This is a genomic window from Brevundimonas vesicularis, from assembly GCF_044807075.1.
GTDB lineage: Bacteria > Pseudomonadota > Alphaproteobacteria > Caulobacterales > Caulobacteraceae > Brevundimonas > Brevundimonas vesicularis_G.
The window spans coordinates 1,455,465-1,474,671 of the sequence record NZ_CP085234.1 but is presented as its reverse complement, the minus strand read 5'-3'; the positions used below and the strand labels follow the sequence as shown (position 1 = coordinate 1,474,671).

Here is a 19,207-nt window from a genome sequence, read left to right as displayed (position 1 = left end):
GCCCACGAAAAAAAGGCCCCGGTTCTCGCGAACCGGGGCCAGTCGTCAGGATCGTCGACGGAGAGCCGACGGTCGCCTTATCTCATGTCCCGCCTGATCGGCGGCTGAACGGGCGTGTTTAGGTCTGGTTCAGAAGACCCGGCCGCCGACGCCGCCGTCCAGGGTGATCACCCCGGTCAGCACAGTCGCGCTCTCGACCTGTTCCTCGCGGTATTCGGTGTATTCCTCTTCGCGATACATCGTCAGGATCTTGATCCCGGCGCCGTAGCGACGCAGCAGCGAACGCTCGTTGCAATCCCGCTCGGGCTTCTCGGGCCGGCATTCCAGCTTGCCGCCCGTTCCGTACCACAGCGCCTCATGCTTGCGGCAGGTCAGGGTCGTGCCGTGATCGAAGCTGACGTCGCCGTTATAATCGGCGATGGTCGCCTGCAGCCAGGTGCCCGACAGGCAGCGATACAGCTCGCCCTCGAACCCTTCGGCGATCTCGCGATCCGGCCGCACCTGCGAGGCGGGGTGCGGCACCTGGCGGTCGTCGATGCAGACGGCCTGGATGACGACCCGCTTCATCATGCTGCGGACGGCGCTGTAGGGGGTGCGCACCGTCTGGGCGATCACGCCCTCGACGGCCAGGCCCTGGATTGTGGTCGGATAGGGCTGATCGACGCTGACATAGGCCGCGCCGCCGCCTCCGCCGAAGCTGCCCGAGAACCCGCCGGCGCGCGCGTTGACGTAGGACCGCGCGCCCGAGTTCGCATTGGCCCCTGCGCCCGCGTTCGCATTGGCGCTCGCGCCAAGGTTCACGTTCACATTGACGTTGGTGTTGATGTTGCCGTTCCAGTTGCCGTTGTTGCCGCCAGGACCGCAGTTTCCACCGCCGTTGCAGGGCGGCGGCTCGGGCGGCGGCGGCGGCTCGCACGAGGTGCACGGCGGCGGCTCGCAGCCGGAGTTGCATTGCGCCAGCGCGGCTCCGGCGCCCGCCGAGACGGCGAGACCGGCCGCCAGGCCCAGCATCCATTTCGTGATCCGCAGCCGCATCGGCGGGAACTCCCAAGCGAATATCGTGTCGGCCGAACAAGATTCCGGCCGATCCTCCCGTCACAAAACCGCAAAAGCCTTTCGTTTCCGTTGATGACGCCTGCGCTTCGGGATGGCGCAATGCCGCATCCGTCTGCTAGACCGCCCGCACAATGACCGTCCGCGTCTCCATTCGCCTGATTTCGATTAGCCGCCCGGCGTAGCGCTTCTGGGCCGCATGGCCCCGTGCACGCCGGGATCGACAGCCCACGATACGGGCGAGTGAAATAGCGAATGCTCAACCTTCGACGCCGAGACTTTACATGGCCGACGCCACCGACACCCCTTGCGGCCGCGACTATCGCGACACCGTCTTCCTGCCCGAGACGCCCTTTCCCATGCGCGGCGGCCTGCCCCAGAAGGAGCCGGTCATCCTGGAACAGTGGGGCGATCTCTACGGCACCCTGCGCGCCGAGCGTCAGAAGCAGAACGCCCCCCTCTATGTCCTTCACGACGGCCCGCCCTACGCCAACGGCGACATCCACATCGGTCATGCGCTGAACAAGACGCTGAAGGACTTCGTGGTCCGCAGCCGGTTCCTCTTGGGCTATGATGTCGATTACGTCCCCGGCTGGGACTGCCACGGCCTGCCGATCGAGTGGAAGATCGAGGAGCAGTTCCGCGCCAAGGGCCGCCGCAAGGACGAGGTGTCCAAGGACGAGTTCCGCCGCGCCTGTCGCGAATACGCCGGCAAATACATCGACCTGCAAAAGGACCAGTTCCACCGGCTGGGCATCGTCGGCGACTTCGCCAACCGCTACGCCACCATGGACTTCACGTCCGAGGCGGCCATCGTCGCCGAGTTCCACAAGTTCAAGAACTCGGGCCAGCTCTATCGCGGCTCCAAGCCGGTCATGTGGTCGCCGGTCGAGCGCACCGCGCTTGCCGACGCCGAGATCGAGTACCACGATCACGTCAGTCCGACGATCTGGGTCAAGTTCCCGGTCACGGCCATGTCGGACGACCATCCCGACGACCTCCTGGCCTTCCGCTCCAGCACCCCGTCCATCGTCATCTGGACCACCACGCCCTGGACCATCCCGGCCAACCGCGCCATCTCCTACGGTCCCGAGATCGCCTATGGCCTGTATGAGGTTACGGCCATGGAGGAAGGCCTTGAGTTCGCGCCCTGGGCCAAGCCCGGCGACCGCCTGATCCTGGCCGACAAGCTGGCCGAGGAGGTGTTCAAGGCCGCTAAGATCGCCGCCTGGACCCGCGTCTATGACATCAATCCTTCGGGCCTGGAGACCGCCCACCCGCTGGCCGCGCTCGACAGCGGCTACGGCTTCTCCGTGCCCCTGCTCGCCGGCGATCACGTCACCGACGACGCCGGCACAGGCTTCGTCCATACCGCGCCCGGCCACGGCGCCGACGACTTCGAGGTCTGGAAGGCCCATGGTCATCACGAGGTGCCCGACACCGTCGATCCCGACGGCGCCTATTACCCCGGCGTCCCTCTGTTCGCGGGCCTGAAGGTGCTGGAGACGGAAGGCAAGAAGACCGGCAAGTTCGGACCCGCCAATGGCGCGGTGATGGAGAAACTGATTGAGGCCGGCAGTCTGCTGGCGCGAGGGCGGCTGGAGCACTCCTATCCGCACAGCTGGCGCTCCAAGGCGCCGATCATCTTCCGCAACACCCCCCAATGGTTCATCCGCATGGACCAGCCCTTGAAGAGCGGCGACACCCTGCGCGAGACGGCGCTGAACGCCATCGACGCCACCGCCTTCCACCCGGCGGCCGGCAAGAACCGCATCCGCTCGATGGTCGAGGGCCGTCCCGACTGGCTGGTCAGCCGCCAGCGCGCCTGGGGCACGCCTCTTGCCATGTTCATCGACAAGCAGACGGGCCAGCCCCTGCATGACCCCGAGGTCGACGCCCGCATCGTCGCGGCCGTCGCCGAACACGGCGCCGACATCTGGTTCACCGCGCCCGACAGCGATTTCCTGGGCGCCCACGACCCGGCCCGCTACGAAAAGGTCGAGGACATTCTGGACGTCTGGTTCGACTCCGGTTCGACCCACGCCTTCACGCTGGACCCGCGCCTGCCGGAAAACGGCTACACCGGCGACCGTCCCGCCCACTGGCCCGCCGACCTCTATCTGGAAGGCTCCGACCAGCACCGCGGCTGGTTCCAGTCGTCCCTGCTGGAAGGCTGCGGCACGCGCGGCCGCGCCCCGTTCAAGGCGATCCTGACCCACGGCTTCACCCTCGACGAGAAGGGGGAGAAGATGTCCAAGTCCAAGGGCAATACGACCGACCCCCTGACCATCATCAAGGAGAGCGGCGCCGACATCCTGCGTCTATGGGTGGCCTTGGTCGACTATTCGGACGACCAGCGGATCGGCAAACAGATCCTGCAGACGACGGTCGACGCCTATCGCAAGCTTCGGAACACCGTCCGCTATCTGCTGGGCGCCCTGGCCGATTTCGACGAGGCCGAACGCCTGCCGCTGGACCAGATGCCGCCGCTGGAGCGGTTCGTCCTGCACCGCCTGCATGAGCTCGACGCTCAGGTCCGTGCGGCCTACGCCGAATACCGCTTCCAGGACGTCGTCCGCCCGGTGCTGGAGTTCTGCGCCGGCGACCTGTCGGCGCTGTATTTCGACATCCGCAAGGACGCCCTGTACTGCGACCGCCCCGATGCCTTGCGTCGCCGCGCCGCCCGCACGGTGATGGACGAAGTCTTCATGCGCCTCACCGCCTGGCTGGCCCCGCTGACGCCGTTTACGATGGAAGAGGCTTGGACCACGCGCTTCCCCGACGCCGGCTCCAACTGCGCGCGGGTGATCCCCGACACTCCGGCGGAATGGGAGAACGAAACGGCCTACACCAAACTCAAGAACCTGCTTCCCATCCGCGAAGTAGTGCTAGGTAGTTTGGAACTGGCACGACGTGACAAGATGATAGGATCCAGCCTCGATGCTGATGTTCTCATCGTCTTGGATGACCCGGCTTTGATCCAACTGGTTCAAGACGTTGCAGGGTCTGAGAATCCTGACCAGTTCATGGCAGACTTCTGCATCGCCAGTGTCGCAAGGCTGACTCGCGATGACCCTCAAGGTTCCGAAGTGCCATTCAGACTGCCTGAACATGCAGGCATAGGTGCCCTAGTGCGACGCTCCGACAACCCGAAATGCGCCCGCTCCTGGCGCCGGGTCCCCGACGTCGGCTCCGACCCCGCCTATCCCGACCTCTCGGCCCGCGACGCCGATGCGGTTCGGTATTGGGACCAGACGCACGCCTGATCGCAGCACCCTCTTCTTCCCTTTAGAAAGAATAGGGTCGAAGGGCCACACCGTGGAGCTATGCGGTCAACTGCAGGGGCCGATAATGCTTCCGTCAGCAAACTTCATTCGAACTTCGGGGTCTGCCCAGGCCTCGACCCCTTCGCCACGGTAGTAATCCTCAGCGACCCAGCCGCGCACGAACCTCAGACGGGTCAGCTTCAAGGCAGGGCCGCTGAACTCCAAGACTTTCCCGTGATCAGACGTTGTTAGCGTCAGACGTGTCATTACCCCAGATTGGCATTCCAGAGTTCGTGTCCCGGATCGCAGGAACGTCGGCTCAGAACTGCAGGCCGACATCAACAGAATGCCGACGACGGCACCTTTGACCCGCAGCGGCCGGATCAGCTGAACCGCCGACGCTGCTCGGCGCTGCGCAGGGTGGAGCGCAGGAACTCGGCCGGGGGGTCGGTTTCGGCCAAAACCTGTTCCTTGATAGCGCGGGGTTCCCCGAACAGGTGGCCCTGGCCCATCCCGACATCCAGTTCGAGGATATCGACGACCTGGCGTTCGTTCTCGACCTTTTCGGCGATGACCTCGACGCCGTAGCGGCGGGTCAGGGCGGCGAAGTCGGCGGCCTGGATGTCGGGCATGGAGCGCAAGGGGGCGCCGCCGTCCAGGTCCAACAGCTGCTCGATCATCAGATCGGCGGCGACCTTGATGAACTTGACGTCCGAGCGTTGCAGATCGGCGAAGTCGAGATCCAGCGTCTGCACCTTGTCCAGCGAGAAGCGGAACCCAAGGTCGGCCAGCTTGGCCATGTTGCGCGCCTCGATGGCGCCGCGCGCGTCGAACGTCGCCTGACCCAGTTCGAAGATCAGCGCCTGGTTCAGGTCGCGGTTCTCACTGAGGAAGTCCAAGAACTGAGGGAAGAAGGTTTCGTCGCCCAGCGAGGTCAGGGCCACGTTGCAGAAGACGCCGACCTTGCGGTCCTGACGCGCCAGCCGCCGCACGATCTGGGCGCAGCGGAACAGCAGCAGATTGTCGATCGCCGGCACCAGGCCCTCGCCCTCGGCCAGGGACAGATATTCCGCCGGCATCATGACGCGGTCGGTGGCGTCGCGCAGCCGGGTGAAGCTCTCGTAGAAGATCGTCCGGCGTTGGGGCAGGGAGACGACCGGCTGAAGATACAGATCGACGCGGCCTTCACTGAGCGCTTCGTGGATGGTGCGCAGCAGGACGTTGGATTGGGCCATGCGACGGCCCTCGAAGGTCTCGACGCCGATATGGGGCGCGGCAGCCAGGCGTTCGTCGATGCTTTCGCTCATCTGCTGGACCAGCGATTCCAGCATCCGGACCTCGCCGGTCAGGGCGTCGGTGTCGGACAGGACGCCGGTCTCGATGGCGTGCGCCAGTTCGGTCAGGGCGCCCTGGGTCGATTCCATCGCATCGGCGAGCAGGCGGTGGGCCTCGCGGACCTGGCCGATTTCCTTCTTCAGGACGCGGCGCTCGGCGATGCCGGTGACGATGCCGTGGAAGGCGCCCAACAGGCCGAGTGCGCCGAGCGTTCCGGCCACGCCTGCGCCGATCCCCAAGCCCGCGCGCCACAGGAAGGCGCCCACGGTCATGCCGAGGAACAGATAGGCGAAGTAGAGAAAGCCCGTTGTTACGTTGCGCATCGGCTGGCGGTCGGCCACTCCCGGATGGAATCGCCTGAGTATCAGGCTATCAATGTCATTCGGCTAGAGTGGGGCTGCAAATATCCCCGCCAAACCTACGGGAAACGCAATGGAACTGTTCGATCTGACCGGCAAGGTCGCAATCATCACCGGCTCATCGCGGGGAATCGGCAAGGCCATCGCCGAGCGGCTGGCCGAACATGGCGCAAAGGTCGTCATCTCGTCGCGCAAGGCCGGGCCTTGCGACGAGGTCGCCGCCGAGATCAACGGCAAATATGGGGAGGGACGAGCAATCGCCGTTCCCGCCAACATCGCCTCGAAGGAGGATTTGCAGCGGCTGGTCGATGAGACCAACGCCGCCTTCGGCCAGATCGACATCCTGGTCTGCAACGCCGCGACCAATCCCTACGCCGGGCCGATGGCGGGCATCGCCGACGACCAGTTCGAGAAGATCCTGCAGAATAACGTCATCTCGAACCACTGGCTTATCCAGATGGTCGCGCCGCAGATGGTGGAGCGCAAGGACGGGGCGATCCTGGTGATCTCGTCCATCGGCGGGCTTCGCGGCAACGCCCTGATCGGCGCCTACAATATCTCCAAGGCGGCGGACATGCAGCTGGTGCGCAACTTGGCGGTGGAGTGGGGGCCGTCGAACGTGCGGGTCAACTGCATCGCGCCCGGGCTGGTTCAGACCGATTTCGCCAAATATCTGTGGGAGAATCCCGAACTGCTGAAACAGGTCACCGAGCCGGCGCCGCTGAAAAGGATTGGCCAGCCCGATGAAATCGCGGGCACGGCGGTCTATCTGTGCAGCCCTGCGTCGGCCTATGTGACCGGCCAGACCCTCGTGGTGGACGGTGGATTGACGATTGCCTGGTAAGAGTAGCGATTGGCGACAGGATTTCGCATGGCGCCTGGAGGCCTTCGGCTTTCAGGCGCTGTTCGGCTTTCTGCGCCTGTTGGGCGTCGAGCGGGCGTCGGGGTTGGGCGGCTGGCTGCTGCGCACCCTGGGGCCGCTGACCGGCACGCAGAAGACGGTGATGCGAAACCTCCGCATCGCCTTTCCCGACATGCCGACCGCTGAGCGCGAGGCGCTGGCCCTGGCGCAGTGGGATCAAACGGGCCGGACCTTCGCCGAGCTGGCGGTCATGGATCATCTGGCGCCCGAAGGCGGGCGGGTCGAGGTGGTCGGGATGGAGCGGCTGCACGCCCTGCGCGACAGCGGCAAGCCGGCCGTTCTGATCTCGGGCCATCTGGCGAACTTCGAGGTGATGGCGGCGGTGATCATGGCGGCGGGCGTGCCGTGTCAGGTGACCTATCGCGCCGCCAATAATCCGTACGTCGACGCCCTGATCCGCCAGAGTCGGGAGCGTTACGGCATCCGCCTGTTCGCGCCAAAGGGCGACGGGACGCGCGAACTGATGGCGGGGATGAAGCGCGGCGATTCCATCGCCCTGCTGGTCGATCAGAAATACAATGAGGGGCCCGAGGTGGAGTTTTTCGGTCAGCCGGTGAACGCCTCGCCTGGAGCGGCGAGACTGGCGTTGAAGTTCGACACGGTCATGCTGCCGCTGTCAGTGGTGCGCCTGCCGGGCGTGCGGTTTCGGGTGACGGCGCACGAGCCGATCGTGGTCAATCAGAGCGATGACAAGGCGGCCGATACGCTGGCCGGCATCCAGGCCGCCAATCGCTTCGTCGAGGACCGGGTCAGAGAGCATCCCGTGGACTGGTTCTGGGTCCACAAGCGCTGGCCGGACAAGGTCTATGCGGCGTTGGACCGCGAGGCGTCCGATCCTCGACGGTAGGGGCCGGCGTAGTCGGGCGCGTCCCGGCGCCGGCGACAGGGGCCGACGTAATCCCGGCTCTTGATGAAGGGGCGCGGCCGCATTATGACCGCCTTCAGCCGATCCAGCACGGCCTTGGCGGTGATCGGCTTGACGATGAATTCGGTCACCCCGGCGTCGCGGGCTTCATAGACGCGGCTGCGTTCGGAATGGCCGGTCATCATGATGATCGGCAGATGCGGATTGGGGCTGTCGGGGCTGGTGCGGACCAGGCGGGTGAACTCGACGCCGTCCAGCGGGAACATGTTGAAGTCGACGATGGCCAGATCGATCGCGTGGCGGCGCAGCAGGTCAAAGGCGGTCGCGCCCTCGGCCGCCTCATAGACATTGCGGATGTCGGCCGAATGCAGCACGGCCGATGCGATGGCGCGCATGTTCTGATTGTCGTCCGCAAGCAGGACGTTCAGCGATTTCAGTGAGATCATCGGGGCCTGCCAGAGATTGGCGCGAGGCTAAGGGGATATGCGTAGTCCCGCAAGAGGAGCCCTTGATCAGGCGAGGGTTTCCGGAGCTTGCGCGCCGACCATCAGCGACGGGTCAAGGTTGCGATCACGCCATTTCATGCGCCAGCACAGGTGGGGGCCGGTGGCGCGGCCGGTCATCCCGACTCGGCCCAGCGCATCGCCGCGCCGGACCCGCTGGCCCAGCGCCACGTCCAGCCGCGACTGGTGCAGATAGCAGCTGATCAGGCCCTGACCGTGGTCGATCAGGGTCAGGCCGCCCTCGAAATGCATGTCGGGGCGGACGAAGGCGATGCGGCCGTCGGCGGGGGCGCGGATCACGCTGCCCTGGGGGGCGGCCAGGTCGATGCCGTAGTGCGGCCGGGCGGGCGTTCCGTTCAGGACGCGCTGAGCGCCCCAGGCGCTGGAGACCCGGTAGCTCTCCAGCGGCCAGATGAAGCCGTCCTTGAAGTCGTCGGAGTCGATGCGGCTGGCGAAGCCCTCGGTCTTCAGGGCGATCTCCTGCTGGATGCGGGCCAGGAGGGCGGGATCGCTGGGCTCGACGGTCGAGGGCGGCAGGCCGTTCACGCTGGTCGAGGGGAAGGCGTATCGGGCGACGTCCAGCGTGCGCCGGGCGGACCGATCGCCGGCTCGGGCTTCGATCTGGGTGCTCGGACCGGCGTCGCGGTCGAAGCCGATCACGAAGAGGCCGGCGGCCGAGGCGGTGGTCAGGGCCTCGCCGTCGACGAAGATCAGGGCGCGCGGCGTGGTGCGACCGAAGGCGTAGCCGCCCTGACGCCAGGCGCCGTTCAGGGCCAGCGGCACGGCGTTGCGATCCTCAGCCATCAGCGGCGCGGCGATCAGGCTGGCGCCCGCGCCGGTCAGCAAGGCGCGGCGCGACGGGATCATTTTTCGCCCTGCTGGGCCGCGAGGAATTCGGCGGGCCCGAAATAGGGCTGCTGGCGGCTGGGGCTCCAGTAGCGGAGGACTTCCAGCGGAATCGGTCTGTCCGTGACGGCGCAGCGCACGAAGCGGCCGGGCTTCAAGACGGCGAACTCGCCGTCGCCATAGTGAAGAACGGCCTGATCTGCGGCGATTTTGTCCATGAGCGGACGATAGCGGGCGGCGGACGGTGCGGAAAGGGGCTCAGGGCGCCGCGACCGCATCCGTGATCGGGCCGTCCGCTGCTGCGGGTCGGATCGCGCCGGTCGCGGGCGGTTTCGGCTTTCCGCCCATCCGGTCGGTGAACAGAAAGACGAAGGGGTTCAGCGAAATCGACAGCAGGGCGGCGGCCAGGATCAAATCGTGGGTCTCGCGGCTCATGGCGCCCAGGGACACGCCGAGCGCGGCCAGGATGAAGGAGAATTCGCCGATCTGGGCCAGGGACGCCGCGACGGTGAAGCCGGTCGGCCGATCCAGCTTGAAGGTCTGGGTGATGACCAGGGCCGCGACCGACTTGCCGACGATGACGATGCCGAGAACGCCCAGGACCGCCCACGGCTGGCGCACCAGGATCATCGGGTCGAACAGCATGCCGACCGAAACGAAGAACAGCACGGCGAAGGCGTCGCGCAGCGGCAAGGAGCGCTCGGCCGCATTGTGACCCAGGGGCGAGGCGTTCATCACCAGGCCGGCCAGGAAGGCGCCCAGCGCGAAGGAGTGGAACAGGAAGTAGGCCAGCCAGGCGATGCCCAGGGCGATGGCGAGGACGCCCAGGGTGAACAGCTCGCGCGACTTGGTGTGGGCGATGCGGATCAGCAGCCAGGGAATGACCTTGCCGCCGACGACCAGCATGCCGACGACGAACAGCACGACCTTGAGCAGGGTCAGGCCCACGTCGGCTCCAAGGGCGGCGAGGTCCGTCTGGGTTCCAGCCGGAACCAGGACCATGGGCAGCATGACCAGGGCGATGACGATGACCAGATCCTCGACAATCAGCCAGCCCACGGCGATGCGGCCGATCTCGCCCTTGACCTGTTTGCGCTCTTCCAGCGCCCGTAGCAGGACCACGGTTGAGGCGACCGACAGGGCGAAGCCCATCAGCAGGGCCTCGACATCGCCGAGGCCCAGCACGAACCGACCGAGCCCCCAGCCCAGCACGGTCGCCACGCCGATCTGAACCAGGGCGCCGGGCACGGCGACCTTGCGGACCTGCATCAGATCCTTGGGCGAGAAATGCAGGCCGACGCCGAACATCAGCAAGATGACGCCGATCTCGGCCAGTTGCGGCGCCAGCTCGGTGTCGGCGACGAAGCCGCCCGTATAGGGGCCGACAACGACGCCCGCGACCAGATAGCCCACCAGGGGCGACAGTTTCAGCCGATGCGCCAGCATGCCGAACACGAAGGCGAGGACGAAGCCCCCGACCAGGGTGAGGATCAGGCTGTCGGCATGCGGCATCAGGGCTCCTGTCGCGGGCAAAGGTGGGATTTGGGCAGGCTTTGCAGTTGGGGCGCGGAGCGCGGTTTGACAAGACGACGCAGTGTCGCGCGGCGGAAAACAGCTTCGTCTTCGCGGCGTTCGGCCTGCGAAGTTGGTGGAAGGCTGGGCGGAGCGCCGGGCCTTCGCCCGGAGTTGATTTGTAGTGTTACCGTTTCGACGAAGGGTATGACGCTCCGCGCGGAGGGTTGGCCTGCAAGCTCGGGGCGCCGAGCGGTGGCGGTCTTATCGCCTAACCCCATAAGCCTGCGACGGGCGGGTCGGAGCAGCGATCCCCGATCCCCGGTGCGGCCGAGTATCCCCCTCGACCCTGCGACGCGACTGCGGACGCTGGGGCGATTCCCCGACCGATCAGCCCCGGCGCCGCGATGGGATCTCACCATCGCCCCCGTTCCCTCCGCTCTCGCCGCCGCAAGGTCGCAGGCCTTACGAGCCCTCCATGCGACGAGACGGATGTATTATGGGGCCGTTTGACCCCGTGGATGGGAGACGGGGGACATAAATCGGCAAGTCGTTGGATTTGCTGCGGATGGACCAGCGGCATTGCAATGGCTGAGCATTGTCTCCTGCCCATGTCATGGGGAGGTGGCTCGGAGCGCAGCGGAGAGACGGAGGGGGTCTTCACAATAGCCCCTCCACCCCGCTACGCGCGGTCCCCCTCCCCACAAGTGGGGAGGAGACTTTCGCCTTTGCGTCCTAGCGGCTACTCACGTCCCATGACCCTGCCGTATCCCCTGCCCCACCTCGGCGCCGTCGCCGGCGACTATGACATCCTGCTCTGCGACGTTTGGGGCGTGATCCATAATGGCCGCGAAAGCTGGGCTGGCCCGTGCGAGGCGCTGACGCGGTTCAACCGCGAGGGCGGCCATGTCGTGCTGATCTCCAACTCACCCCGCCCAGCGTCGGACGTGATCGCTCAGCTGGACGGGCTGGGCGTGCCGCGCGAGGCGTGGAAGGCCTTCGTCACCTCCGGCGACGCGACCCGCGCCGAACTGGCCAAGCGCGCGCCCGGCCCGGCCTGGATCGTCGGCCCCGAACGTGACGCGCCGCTTTACGCCGGCCTTGGCCTCGAGCGCGCCGCGTCGCCTGAGGACGCCGCCTTCATCTCCGTCACCGGCCCTGTGGACGACACGGTCGAGACGCCTGAAGACTACCGTGAGCGGTTCGCCGTCGGCGCTGCACGCGATATCGAACTGATCTGCGCCAATCCCGACCGCGTCGTGCAGCGCGGCGACCAGCTGATCTATTGCGGCGGATCGCTGGCCGACCTGTATGAATCGCAGGGCGGCCGGGTCGTGATGGCGGGCAAACCCTTCGCCCCGATCTACGACCTGGCGATCAAGGAGGCGGAAGGCCTGCTGGGCCGTCCCGTCGATCGCTCGCGCGTCCTGTGCATCGGCGACGGCGTCGTCACCGACGTGATGGGCGCGAACGCGCAAGGGCTGGACTGCCTGTTCATCGCCCAAGGCATCCACGGCGACCAGGCCAAGGGCGAAGACGGCGCGCTCGACCCCGCCCGCGCCGCTGCTTTGCTAAAGGCGGAAACGACCTATGCGCGATACGCCGCGCTCGAACTGAACTGGTAAGGCTCGCCATTTTGTCGCACCGCCGTTAAAGCCTCAGCCATGGTCGAATTGGTTCAGCAGCATCCGTCCGGTGGTTACATCCTGGACGAACTTCACGTCGGCATGGCGGCCGAGAAAATCGTCGTCGCGACAGAGGACCGCATTCGGCTGTTCGCCGAGGCGTCCGACGACTTCAACCCGGTGCATCTGGATGAGGCCTTCGCCTCCAAGACCGCCTATCGCGGCCGGATCGCTCACGGCCTGCTCAGCGCCTCGTTCGGATCGGCTGTGGTCGGCACCATCCTGCCGGGCGCCGGCTCGATCTACATCTCCCAGACCCTGGCCTTCCATCAGCCGGTGCGGATCGACGACGTCGTGCGCATCCTGATCACGGTGATCGAGGTCGAGCCCGAGAGCGCGCGGGTCAAACTCAGCTGCGAAGGCTTCGTCGGCGAGACCATGATCATGGACGGCGTCGCCGTCGTTCGCGTGCCCCGCCGGCGCAAACCGTCCCAACGTTGATGCAGATTGTCCGCGACTGGCGCGACCTGTCGGACGCGCTGAAGGGCGCGGCGGTCGCCATCGGCGCCTTCGACGGCGTGCATCGCGGGCATCAGGCCGTCATCGCCGGCGCACGCGACGCGGCGGAACGTCTGGGAGCGCCGCTGGGCGTCGTCAGCTTCGATCCTCATCCGCGCCGCTGGTTCCAGAAGGACGCCGCGCCCTTTCGGCTGATGACGGCCGACCAGATGGCCGAGGCCCTGGCGCCGCTGGGTGTGGACATCCTTTATCTGCTGCCCTTCGACGCCGAGATGGCCGGCATGACCGACGCCGCCTTCGCCGAACGGGTGCTGGCCGGGGGTCTGGGCATCCGTCACGCCGCCATCGGGTTCGACTTCACCTTCGGCAAGGGCCGCTCCGGCTCGCCCGAGGCCTTGCGCGCCTACGGCGAGCGGCTGGGCTTCACTGTCTCGGTCGCCGAACGGCTGGATGACGCGGACGGGCTGAAACTGTCGTCAAGCGCCGTTCGCGAGGCCCTGAAGGCCGGCGACATAGCCCGCGCCGCCGCCATCCTGAGCCGCCCCTTCGCCATTCGGGGCGAGGTGATCCACGGCGACAAGCGCGGCCGCACCATCGGCGTGCCGACGGCCAACGTCGCGCTCGGCGACTATATGCGCCCCGCCTACGGCGTCTATGCGACCCGCAGCCGATTGCCGGACGGGCGGGTGATCGACGGCGTCGCCAGCCTGGGCGTGCGTCCCATGTATGCGCTGGAGACCCCGCTGATGGAGGTCTGGCTGTTCGACTTCGACGCCGATCTGTACGGCCAGACGCTGGACACGGAACTGGTCGCCTGGCTGCGCGGCGAGGAGACCTTCGACGGTCTCGACGCCCTGAAGACCCAGATCGACGCCGATGCGGCGGCGGCGCGAACCATCCTCAGCCGATCATAGAGGCCGAAGCTCCGCTGCGAACCGCTTCCAGTTCTGCACATAGTGTTCGGCCGACATCTGCAGCACGGCGATGTGCGCCGGGTCACGCTCCCGCACCACCTTGCCGGGCTGGCCCACGACCAGACTGTTGTCCGGGATGATCTTGCCTTCTGTGATCAGCGCGTTGGCCCCGATGATGCAGTTCCGGCCGATCTTGACCCCATTCAGCACCACCGCCCCGATGCCGATCAGGCTGTAGTCCCCAACCTCGCAGCCATGCAGCATGGCCTTGTGTCCCACCGTCACGCCGCGTCCCAGCGTCAGCGGCGAACCCATGTCGGTGTGCAGCACGCTGCCGTCCTGAATGTTGCTGTCAGGCCCCACTGTGATCGGATCGTTGTCCCCGCGCAGCACGGCGCCGAACCAGACACTGGCGTTGGGGTGGAGAATCACGTTCCCTATTACCGATGCGCTTGGCGCCACCCAGTATTCGCCCTGCGGCGGAAGCTGCGGTTTGCTGTCGCCCAAGGCGTAAATGGTCATCTGTACACCGCCTAATCTTTGAAAAACGAGGGCTTTAACGGATCGCTAACCACGATAGCATCATTCTGTTGATGCGATTCGTGGGTCGCCATTTCGGCCCCGGATCCGAAACCGGATCAAGCCCGATCCGGTCATCAAGTCGGGGCTTTCGCGTGGCGCGTTGGGATCCTGGTTCGGTTGTTCGGCGGCGGGCGCACCCCGTTGCAGACGGCCCTGCTGTCGATCCGGGCCGCTGCTCTGCAGGCCGCGACCTCTTCCTCCCCAAGACCATCCAAGGCGGCGCCCGTTCGGGTCCGCCTTTTTTCATGCCCTGGAGGCGTCCATGACCAAGCGTGCTGCAACCAAGCGTCAAACGCGTGAACACGGAATCCTGGATTCGCGTGATTTCATGGAGGAGTCGAAAGTTCGTAGGCTTCACGCCCCGCATAACGAGCGATCAGGGTGGTCGCCCTATCCCTCGAATGACGACCGCGACCAAGGCTATCTGAAGACGTTGAAGCCCAAGTCTGAGGGCCAGGGCGAGTTGATGGAAGCCATCGACCACCACAACCTGGTTATGGCGCTGGGTCCCGCAGGCACCGGCAAGACCTACCTCGCCGTCGCCAAGGCGGTCGAGGCGCTGGAGGCAGGCAAGGTCGGCCGAATCGTCCTCAGCCGCCCTGCTGTCGAGGCCGGGGAATCCATCGGCTTCCTGCCCGGCGACATGGAGGACAAGCTGGCGCCCTATCTGCGCCCGCTCTACGACGCCCTGTCCGATCGTCTGTCGATGAAGCGGGTCAAGGCGCTGATGGCCGAAGGTCTGATCGAGATCGCCCCGGTCGGCTATATGCGCGGCCGCACGCTGAACAACGCCTTCATCGTCGTGGACGAGGCGCAGAACTGCACCTACGTCCAGCTCAAGATGCTGCTGACCCGTTTGGGCTGGCATTCGACCATGGTGGTGACGGGCGACCCGCAGCAGTCGGATCTGCTGCCTGGCATCTCGGGCCTGTCGGACATCTCGGCGCGACTGGAGGCCGTACCCGACATCGCCGTGGTGCGTCTGGCCGAGCGCGACATCGTCCGTCACCCGTTGGTCGCCTCGATGATCGGCGTCCTCTGAAGACTTGGCTTAGGTCGTCATTCCGGGGCTGAGCGTAGCGAAGAACCCGGAACCCAGGGCAGCACGCGCAACTCCATGCGTTCAACGCTGGATGCGAGCCACCTGGGTTGCGGGTTCGTCCTGCGGACGCCCCGGAATGACGGCGAGGGACGATCTGATGGATTGGGCCAAACGCCCATTGTCCCCCGCCGCGCTCACCCGCTAAAGGTCGGCTCGCGGCTGATGAGGGATTTCGATGCGCGTAGCGATGATTGGGACGGGCTATGTGGGCTTGGTGTCCGGCGCCTGTTTCGCCGACTTCGGCCATGTCGTCACCTGCATCGACAAGGACCCGTCCAAGATCGAGCGGCTGGAGCGGGGCGAAATCCCGATCTATGAGCCGGGGCTGGATGATTTGGTCGCCGCCAATGTGCGCGAAGGTCGACTGTTCTTCACCCTGGACGGCGCCGAGGCCATTCGCCGGGCCGACGCCGTCTTCATCGCCGTGGGCACGCCGACCCGGCGCGGCGACGGCCATGCCGACCTGTCCTACGTCCACGCGGCCGCCGAGGAGATCGCCGGCCTGATCGAAGGCTTCACGGTCGTCGTCACCAAATCGACCGTCCCGGTCGGCACGGGCGATGAGGTCGAAGCCATCATCCGCAAGACCAATCCGAAGGCCGACTTCGCCGTCGTCTCCAACCCCGAATTCCTGCGTGAAGGCGCCGCGATCGGCGACTTCAAACGTCCCGACCGCGTCGTCATCGGCATCGACGACATGACCGGCGACGCCGGCGGCCGCGCACAGAAGGTCATGAGCGAACTCTATCGTCCACTGAACCTGAACGAGAGCCCGCTGCTGTTTGTGGGCCGTCGCACGTCCGAGCTGATCAAATACGCCTCCAACGCCTTCCTGGCGATGAAGATCACCTTCATCAACGAGATGGCCGACCTGTGCGAAGCCGTCGGCGCCGACGTCCAGCAGGTCGCGCGCGGCATCGGCTTGGACAAGCGGATCGGTTCGAAATTCCTGCACGCCGGACCGGGCTATGGCGGCTCGTGCTTCCCCAAGGACACCATCGCCCTGGTCCGCACCGCCCAGCAATACGGCGCGCCGACAAAGCTGATCGAGGCCACGGTCGAGGTCAACGACGCCCGCAAGAAGGCCATGGCCGACCGCGTCGCCGCGACCCTGGGGACAAGTGTCCAGGGCAAGACGGTCGCCCTTCTGGGTCTGACGTTTAAGCCGAACACCGACGACATGCGTGACGCTCCGTCGCTGGATATCGCGCCTGCTCTGATCGCCGCCGGCGCGACCGTTCAGGCCTTCGATCCCGAAGGCATGCACGAGGCCGCCAAGCTGTTGCCCGACATCCAGATGAAGGACAGCGCTTATGACGCCGTCGTCGGCGCCGACGCCGTGGTCCTGGTCACCGAATGGGACCAGTTCCGCGCCCTGGATCTGGACCGCATCAAGCTGCTGATGAATCAGCCGGTCCTGGTCGATCTGCGCAACATCTATCGGCCCGAGGACATGAAGCATCGCGGCTTCCGCTACATGGGCATCGGGCGCGGCTGATGGGGTCGCCGATCCTCGTGACGGGCGCCGCCGGCTTCATCGGCATGCACGTCGCCGAGCGACTGCTGGACCGGGGCGAGCAGGTGATCGGCGTCGATGTCTTCAACGACTACTATGATCCGCGCCTGAAGGCCGCCCGCGCCGCGCGGCTGGAAGGGCGAGACGGCTTCAAGATGGTCCGCGCCGACATCGCCGACCACGCGCAGATGCGCGCGCTGGTCGCGGACGCCGGGGTCAGGCGGATCGTTCACCTCGCGGCCCAGGCGGGGGTCCGCTACTCGCTCGACAATCCCTTCGCCTATGAGCGGTCTAATCTGGCCGGCCATCTGTCGATGCTGGAGGCCGCGCGGCACAACGGCGTGACGCATCTGGTCTATGCCTCGTCCAGTTCGGTCTATGGTGACCGGCCGCTGGAAGGTTCGGGCTTCCGGGAGGACGACCCGACGGTCAATCCCGTCTCGCTCTACGCCGCGACCAAACGCTCGTGCGAACTGATGAGCCAGAGCTACGCCAGGCTTTATGGCTTTCCGCAATCGGGCCTGCGGTTCTTCACCGTCTATGGCCCCTGGGGCCGGCCCGACATGGCCTATTTCAGCTTCACCCAGAAGATCGTGCGCGGCGAGCCGATCGAGGTCTATGGCGAAGGCAATATGGCGCGCGACTTCACCTATATCGACGACATCGTCGACGGCGTGATCGCCGTGCTGGACCGCCCCCCGGCGCGGGGCGTTCACGAGGTCTATAACATCGGCGACAGCCAGCCCGTCGGCCTGATGGAGATGATCTCCACGCTGGAAACCGCGCTGGGCGTCGAGGCAAAAAAAATCATGCGGCCCATGCAGCCCGGAGACGTCACCGCCACCTATGCGGACATTTCCAAGCTGAACGCCCTGTGCGGTTATCAGCCCAAGGCCCCGTTGAAGATCGGACTGGAAAAGTTCGTCGCCTGGTGGCGTCAATACCAGAACGGTTGACGCAAGAAGGCTGGGGGGCCGATGCGACGCGAAATCCTGCCGGCCGGCGCCGCCCTGATGCTGTTCGGCGCAACCGACGCCACGGCCCAGGCTTTGCGCTCGGCTCAGGACGCGCAAATCGACCTTTTCGTTCGCAACCGCGCGGTCGCCGTGCGTGATCGGCCGCAACCCGCCTATGACCCGCTCGGCGTCCGGGCCGGCGGCTTCACGGCCTTTCCCCGGCTTCGGTCGGGCGTGGTCCATGATGACAATGTCTTTGCAGCCGAAGACGACCGTCAGCCTGCAACGACCTTGCGCTTGACGCCTGAGGTCGTCGTCCGATCCCACTGGTCGCGCCACGCGCTTGAAAGCCGCGTCCGCGCCGAGATTGACCGCAACCTCGACTTCGACAGCGAGAACACGACCGACTGGAGCCTGGGCGGCGCCGGCCGTCTCGACATCGTTCGAGGCGCCGACGTCACCTTGGCCGCCGACTATGCCCATGATCACGAGGCCCGCACGGCCGCCGGGGCCGATCCCGCCGCTCGCCGCCCGATCGCCTTCGATCTGGCCTCCGCATCGCTGGCCGCGACGCGCACGCGGGGTCGATTGCGCCTGTCAGCCAAGGCCGCCGTTCTTCGCTACGACTACCGCGATGGGCTGAACGACGCCGGCGCCGTCATCGAACAGGACGATCGGGATCGCACCGTCGACCTCCTGACCGGCCGGGTCGACTACGCCCTCTCTCCCGCGACCGCCCTGTTCTTTCAGGTCGCCCGCGATGACCGCGACTATCGCAACGTGGCAGGGTCGCCGGATCGATCCTCTTCCGGTCACGAAGCCTTGGCTGGCGTGGACTTCGAGCTGGGCGCGCTGATCCGGGGCGAGGTCGCCGCCGGCTATATCCGCCAGGATTTCCAGGATGCAGCCTATGGCGATCTCGACGGCTTTGGCGGTCGTGCGCGCCTGTCTTGGTTTCCGACGCAATTGACGACCCTGACAGCCGCCGCCGGGCGCAGCGTCGAGGACACCGGCGTGATCGGCTCGGCCGGCGCCCTGCGCACCGACCTGTCGATCGGCGTGGACCACGAACTGCTGCGCAATCTGATCCTGACGGCGGAAACGGCGTGGAGCGAAGACGACTACAACGGCCTCGACCGCACCGACACCCGCTTCGCCGCCAGCTTCAGCGCCCTCTATCGCCTCAACCGTCGTTACGGCCTGACCGCCGGTCTGACCTATCTCGACCAATCCTCGTCCGGCGCGGCCGCGGGACCCACATATCGCTCGACGCGCCTGTCCATCGCGGTCGTCTCGCAGTTCTGAGCGCACGGCCACAGCGCGAAGATTGAC

17 protein-coding genes are annotated in these 19,207 nt (G+C 66.2%); 10 read left to right on the top strand and 7 right to left on the bottom strand.

Going from position 1 to position 19,207, the window contains the following annotated elements; genetic code table 11:
- Positions 1-129 precede the first annotated feature (129 nt).
- Positions 130-1,035, bottom strand: coding sequence for a hypothetical protein (locus LG306_RS07220; RefSeq protein WP_404419354.1), 906 nt, complete (start codon positions 1,033-1,035; stop codon positions 130-132).
- A gap of 302 nt (positions 1,036-1,337) precedes the next feature.
- Here LG306_RS07220 and ileS point away from each other — a divergent pair, with 302 nt between their 5' ends.
- Positions 1,338-4,319: an isoleucine--tRNA ligase gene (ileS, locus tag LG306_RS07215; RefSeq protein ID WP_404419352.1), complete on the top strand. Its 2,982-nt coding sequence runs from the start codon at positions 1,338-1,340 to the stop codon at positions 4,317-4,319.
- A 383-nt stretch (positions 4,320-4,702) separates the two neighbouring features.
- Here the strand turns inward: ileS and LG306_RS07210 are convergent, their stop codons facing one another.
- The gene (locus tag LG306_RS07210; protein WP_055754202.1) at positions 4,703-5,977 is read right to left on the bottom strand and encodes an EAL domain-containing protein; all 1,275 of its coding nucleotides are present in this window, start codon (positions 5,975-5,977) and stop codon (positions 4,703-4,705) included.
- 109 nt (positions 5,978-6,086) lie between these two features.
- Here LG306_RS07210 and LG306_RS07205 point away from each other — a divergent pair, with 109 nt between their 5' ends.
- Both LG306_RS07205 and LG306_RS07200 read left to right on the top strand, forming a co-directional pair.
- Complete coding sequence (locus LG306_RS07205) at positions 6,087-6,857, top strand: SDR family NAD(P)-dependent oxidoreductase (protein ID WP_055805552.1); 771 nt, start codon at positions 6,087-6,089, stop codon at positions 6,855-6,857.
- On the top strand, positions 6,847-7,782 hold the full coding sequence (locus LG306_RS07200; protein WP_404419350.1) for a lysophospholipid acyltransferase family protein: 936 nt from the start codon (positions 6,847-6,849) through the stop codon (positions 7,780-7,782). The genes LG306_RS07205 and LG306_RS07200 overlap by 11 nt, the downstream gene beginning before the upstream one ends.
- On the opposite strand, the gene LG306_RS07195 is transcribed toward LG306_RS07200, so the two are convergent.
- The 4 genes from LG306_RS07195 to LG306_RS07180 form a co-directional block, all read right to left on the bottom strand.
- Positions 7,740-8,246, bottom strand: coding sequence for a response regulator (locus LG306_RS07195; RefSeq protein WP_404419348.1), 507 nt, complete (start codon positions 8,244-8,246; stop codon positions 7,740-7,742). The two genes, LG306_RS07200 and LG306_RS07195, sit on opposite strands and share 43 nt — an antisense overlap.
- A 66-nt stretch (positions 8,247-8,312) precedes the next feature.
- On the bottom strand, positions 8,313-9,170 hold the full coding sequence (locus tag LG306_RS07190) for a M23 family metallopeptidase (protein WP_404419346.1): 858 nt from the start codon (positions 9,168-9,170) through the stop codon (positions 8,313-8,315).
- Positions 9,167-9,367 (bottom strand): DUF2093 domain-containing protein, encoded by a 201-nt coding sequence (locus LG306_RS07185; RefSeq protein ID WP_404419344.1) that lies wholly within the window; start codon positions 9,365-9,367, stop codon positions 9,167-9,169. Before LG306_RS07185 ends, LG306_RS07190 begins: the two co-directional genes overlap by 4 nt.
- Positions 9,368-9,407: 40 nt before the next feature.
- Positions 9,408-10,661 carry a cation:proton antiporter gene (locus LG306_RS07180; protein WP_404419342.1) on the bottom strand — a complete coding sequence of 418 codons (1,254 nt, stop codon included), beginning with the start codon at positions 10,659-10,661 and terminating at the stop codon, positions 9,408-9,410.
- A 755-nt stretch (positions 10,662-11,416) separates the two neighbouring features.
- Between LG306_RS07180 and LG306_RS07175 the strand changes: the two genes are divergently transcribed.
- From LG306_RS07175 to LG306_RS07165, 3 genes are read left to right on the top strand one after another with little or no spacing between them, the layout of a single operon-like run.
- Positions 11,417-12,286: a TIGR01459 family HAD-type hydrolase gene (locus LG306_RS07175; protein ID WP_404419340.1), complete on the top strand. Its 870-nt coding sequence runs from the start codon at positions 11,417-11,419 to the stop codon at positions 12,284-12,286.
- A gap of 39 nt (positions 12,287-12,325) precedes the next feature.
- Entirely contained in the window at positions 12,326-12,787 is a 462-nt protein-coding gene (locus tag LG306_RS07170; RefSeq protein ID WP_017506733.1) for a MaoC family dehydratase, read from the top strand.
- Positions 12,787-13,719: a bifunctional riboflavin kinase/FAD synthetase gene (locus LG306_RS07165; protein WP_404419338.1), complete on the top strand. Its 933-nt coding sequence runs from the start codon at positions 12,787-12,789 to the stop codon at positions 13,717-13,719. The genes LG306_RS07170 and LG306_RS07165 overlap by 1 nt, the downstream gene beginning before the upstream one ends.
- Here LG306_RS07165 and LG306_RS07160 read toward each other — a convergent pair.
- Positions 13,714-14,241 (bottom strand): gamma carbonic anhydrase family protein, encoded by a 528-nt coding sequence (locus LG306_RS07160; RefSeq protein ID WP_017506735.1) that lies wholly within the window; start codon positions 14,239-14,241, stop codon positions 13,714-13,716. The genes LG306_RS07165 and LG306_RS07160 overlap by 6 nt on opposite strands.
- 310 nt (positions 14,242-14,551) lie before the next feature.
- Here LG306_RS07160 and LG306_RS07155 point away from each other — a divergent pair, with 310 nt between their 5' ends.
- From LG306_RS07155 to LG306_RS07140, 4 genes are all read left to right on the top strand, one after another.
- Entirely contained in the window at positions 14,552-15,343 is a 792-nt protein-coding gene (locus LG306_RS07155; RefSeq protein WP_091752533.1) for a PhoH family protein, read from the top strand.
- Between the two features lie 235 nt (positions 15,344-15,578).
- Complete coding sequence (locus tag LG306_RS07150) at positions 15,579-16,901, top strand: UDP-glucose dehydrogenase family protein (RefSeq protein ID WP_404419336.1); 1,323 nt, start codon at positions 15,579-15,581, stop codon at positions 16,899-16,901.
- Positions 16,901-17,875: an SDR family NAD(P)-dependent oxidoreductase gene (locus LG306_RS07145; protein ID WP_404419334.1), complete on the top strand. Its 975-nt coding sequence runs from the start codon at positions 16,901-16,903 to the stop codon at positions 17,873-17,875. The genes LG306_RS07150 and LG306_RS07145 overlap by 1 nt, the downstream gene beginning before the upstream one ends.
- A gap of 21 nt (positions 17,876-17,896) precedes the next feature.
- Positions 17,897-19,180, top strand: a complete 1,284-nt coding sequence (locus tag LG306_RS07140) for an outer membrane beta-barrel protein (RefSeq protein WP_404419332.1) — start codon at positions 17,897-17,899, stop codon at positions 19,178-19,180.
- Positions 19,181-19,207: the final 27 nt, after the last annotated feature.

Coding starts and splice junctions, on each gene's coding strand:
- LG306_RS07165 (WP_404419338.1), top strand. CDS start 12,787: ATGCAGATTGTCCGCGACTGGCGCGACCTGTCGGACGCGCTGAAGGGC.
- LG306_RS07150 (WP_404419336.1), top strand. CDS start 15,579: ATGCGCGTAGCGATGATTGGGACGGGCTATGTGGGCTTGGTGTCCGGC.
- LG306_RS07190 (WP_404419346.1), bottom strand. CDS start 9,170: ATGATCCCGTCGCGCCGCGCCTTGCTGACCGGCGCGGGCGCCAGCCTG.
- LG306_RS07170 (WP_017506733.1), top strand. CDS start 12,326: ATGGTCGAATTGGTTCAGCAGCATCCGTCCGGTGGTTACATCCTGGAC.
- LG306_RS07145 (WP_404419334.1), top strand. CDS start 16,901: ATGGGGTCGCCGATCCTCGTGACGGGCGCCGCCGGCTTCATCGGCATG.
- LG306_RS07210 (WP_055754202.1), bottom strand. CDS start 5,977: ATGCGCAACGTAACAACGGGCTTTCTCTACTTCGCCTATCTGTTCCTC.
- ileS (WP_404419352.1), top strand. CDS start 1,338: ATGGCCGACGCCACCGACACCCCTTGCGGCCGCGACTATCGCGACACC.
- LG306_RS07175 (WP_404419340.1), top strand. CDS start 11,417: ATGACCCTGCCGTATCCCCTGCCCCACCTCGGCGCCGTCGCCGGCGAC.
- LG306_RS07205 (WP_055805552.1), top strand. CDS start 6,087: ATGGAACTGTTCGATCTGACCGGCAAGGTCGCAATCATCACCGGCTCA.
- LG306_RS07180 (WP_404419342.1), bottom strand. CDS start 10,661: ATGCCGCATGCCGACAGCCTGATCCTCACCCTGGTCGGGGGCTTCGTC.
- LG306_RS07160 (WP_017506735.1), bottom strand. CDS start 14,241: ATGACCATTTACGCCTTGGGCGACAGCAAACCGCAGCTTCCGCCGCAG.
- LG306_RS07140 (WP_404419332.1), top strand. CDS start 17,897: ATGCGACGCGAAATCCTGCCGGCCGGCGCCGCCCTGATGCTGTTCGGC.
- LG306_RS07185 (WP_404419344.1), bottom strand. CDS start 9,367: ATGGACAAAATCGCCGCAGATCAGGCCGTTCTTCACTATGGCGACGGC.
- LG306_RS07195 (WP_404419348.1), bottom strand. CDS start 8,246: ATGATCTCACTGAAATCGCTGAACGTCCTGCTTGCGGACGACAATCAG.
- LG306_RS07220 (WP_404419354.1), bottom strand. CDS start 1,035: ATGCGGCTGCGGATCACGAAATGGATGCTGGGCCTGGCGGCCGGTCTC.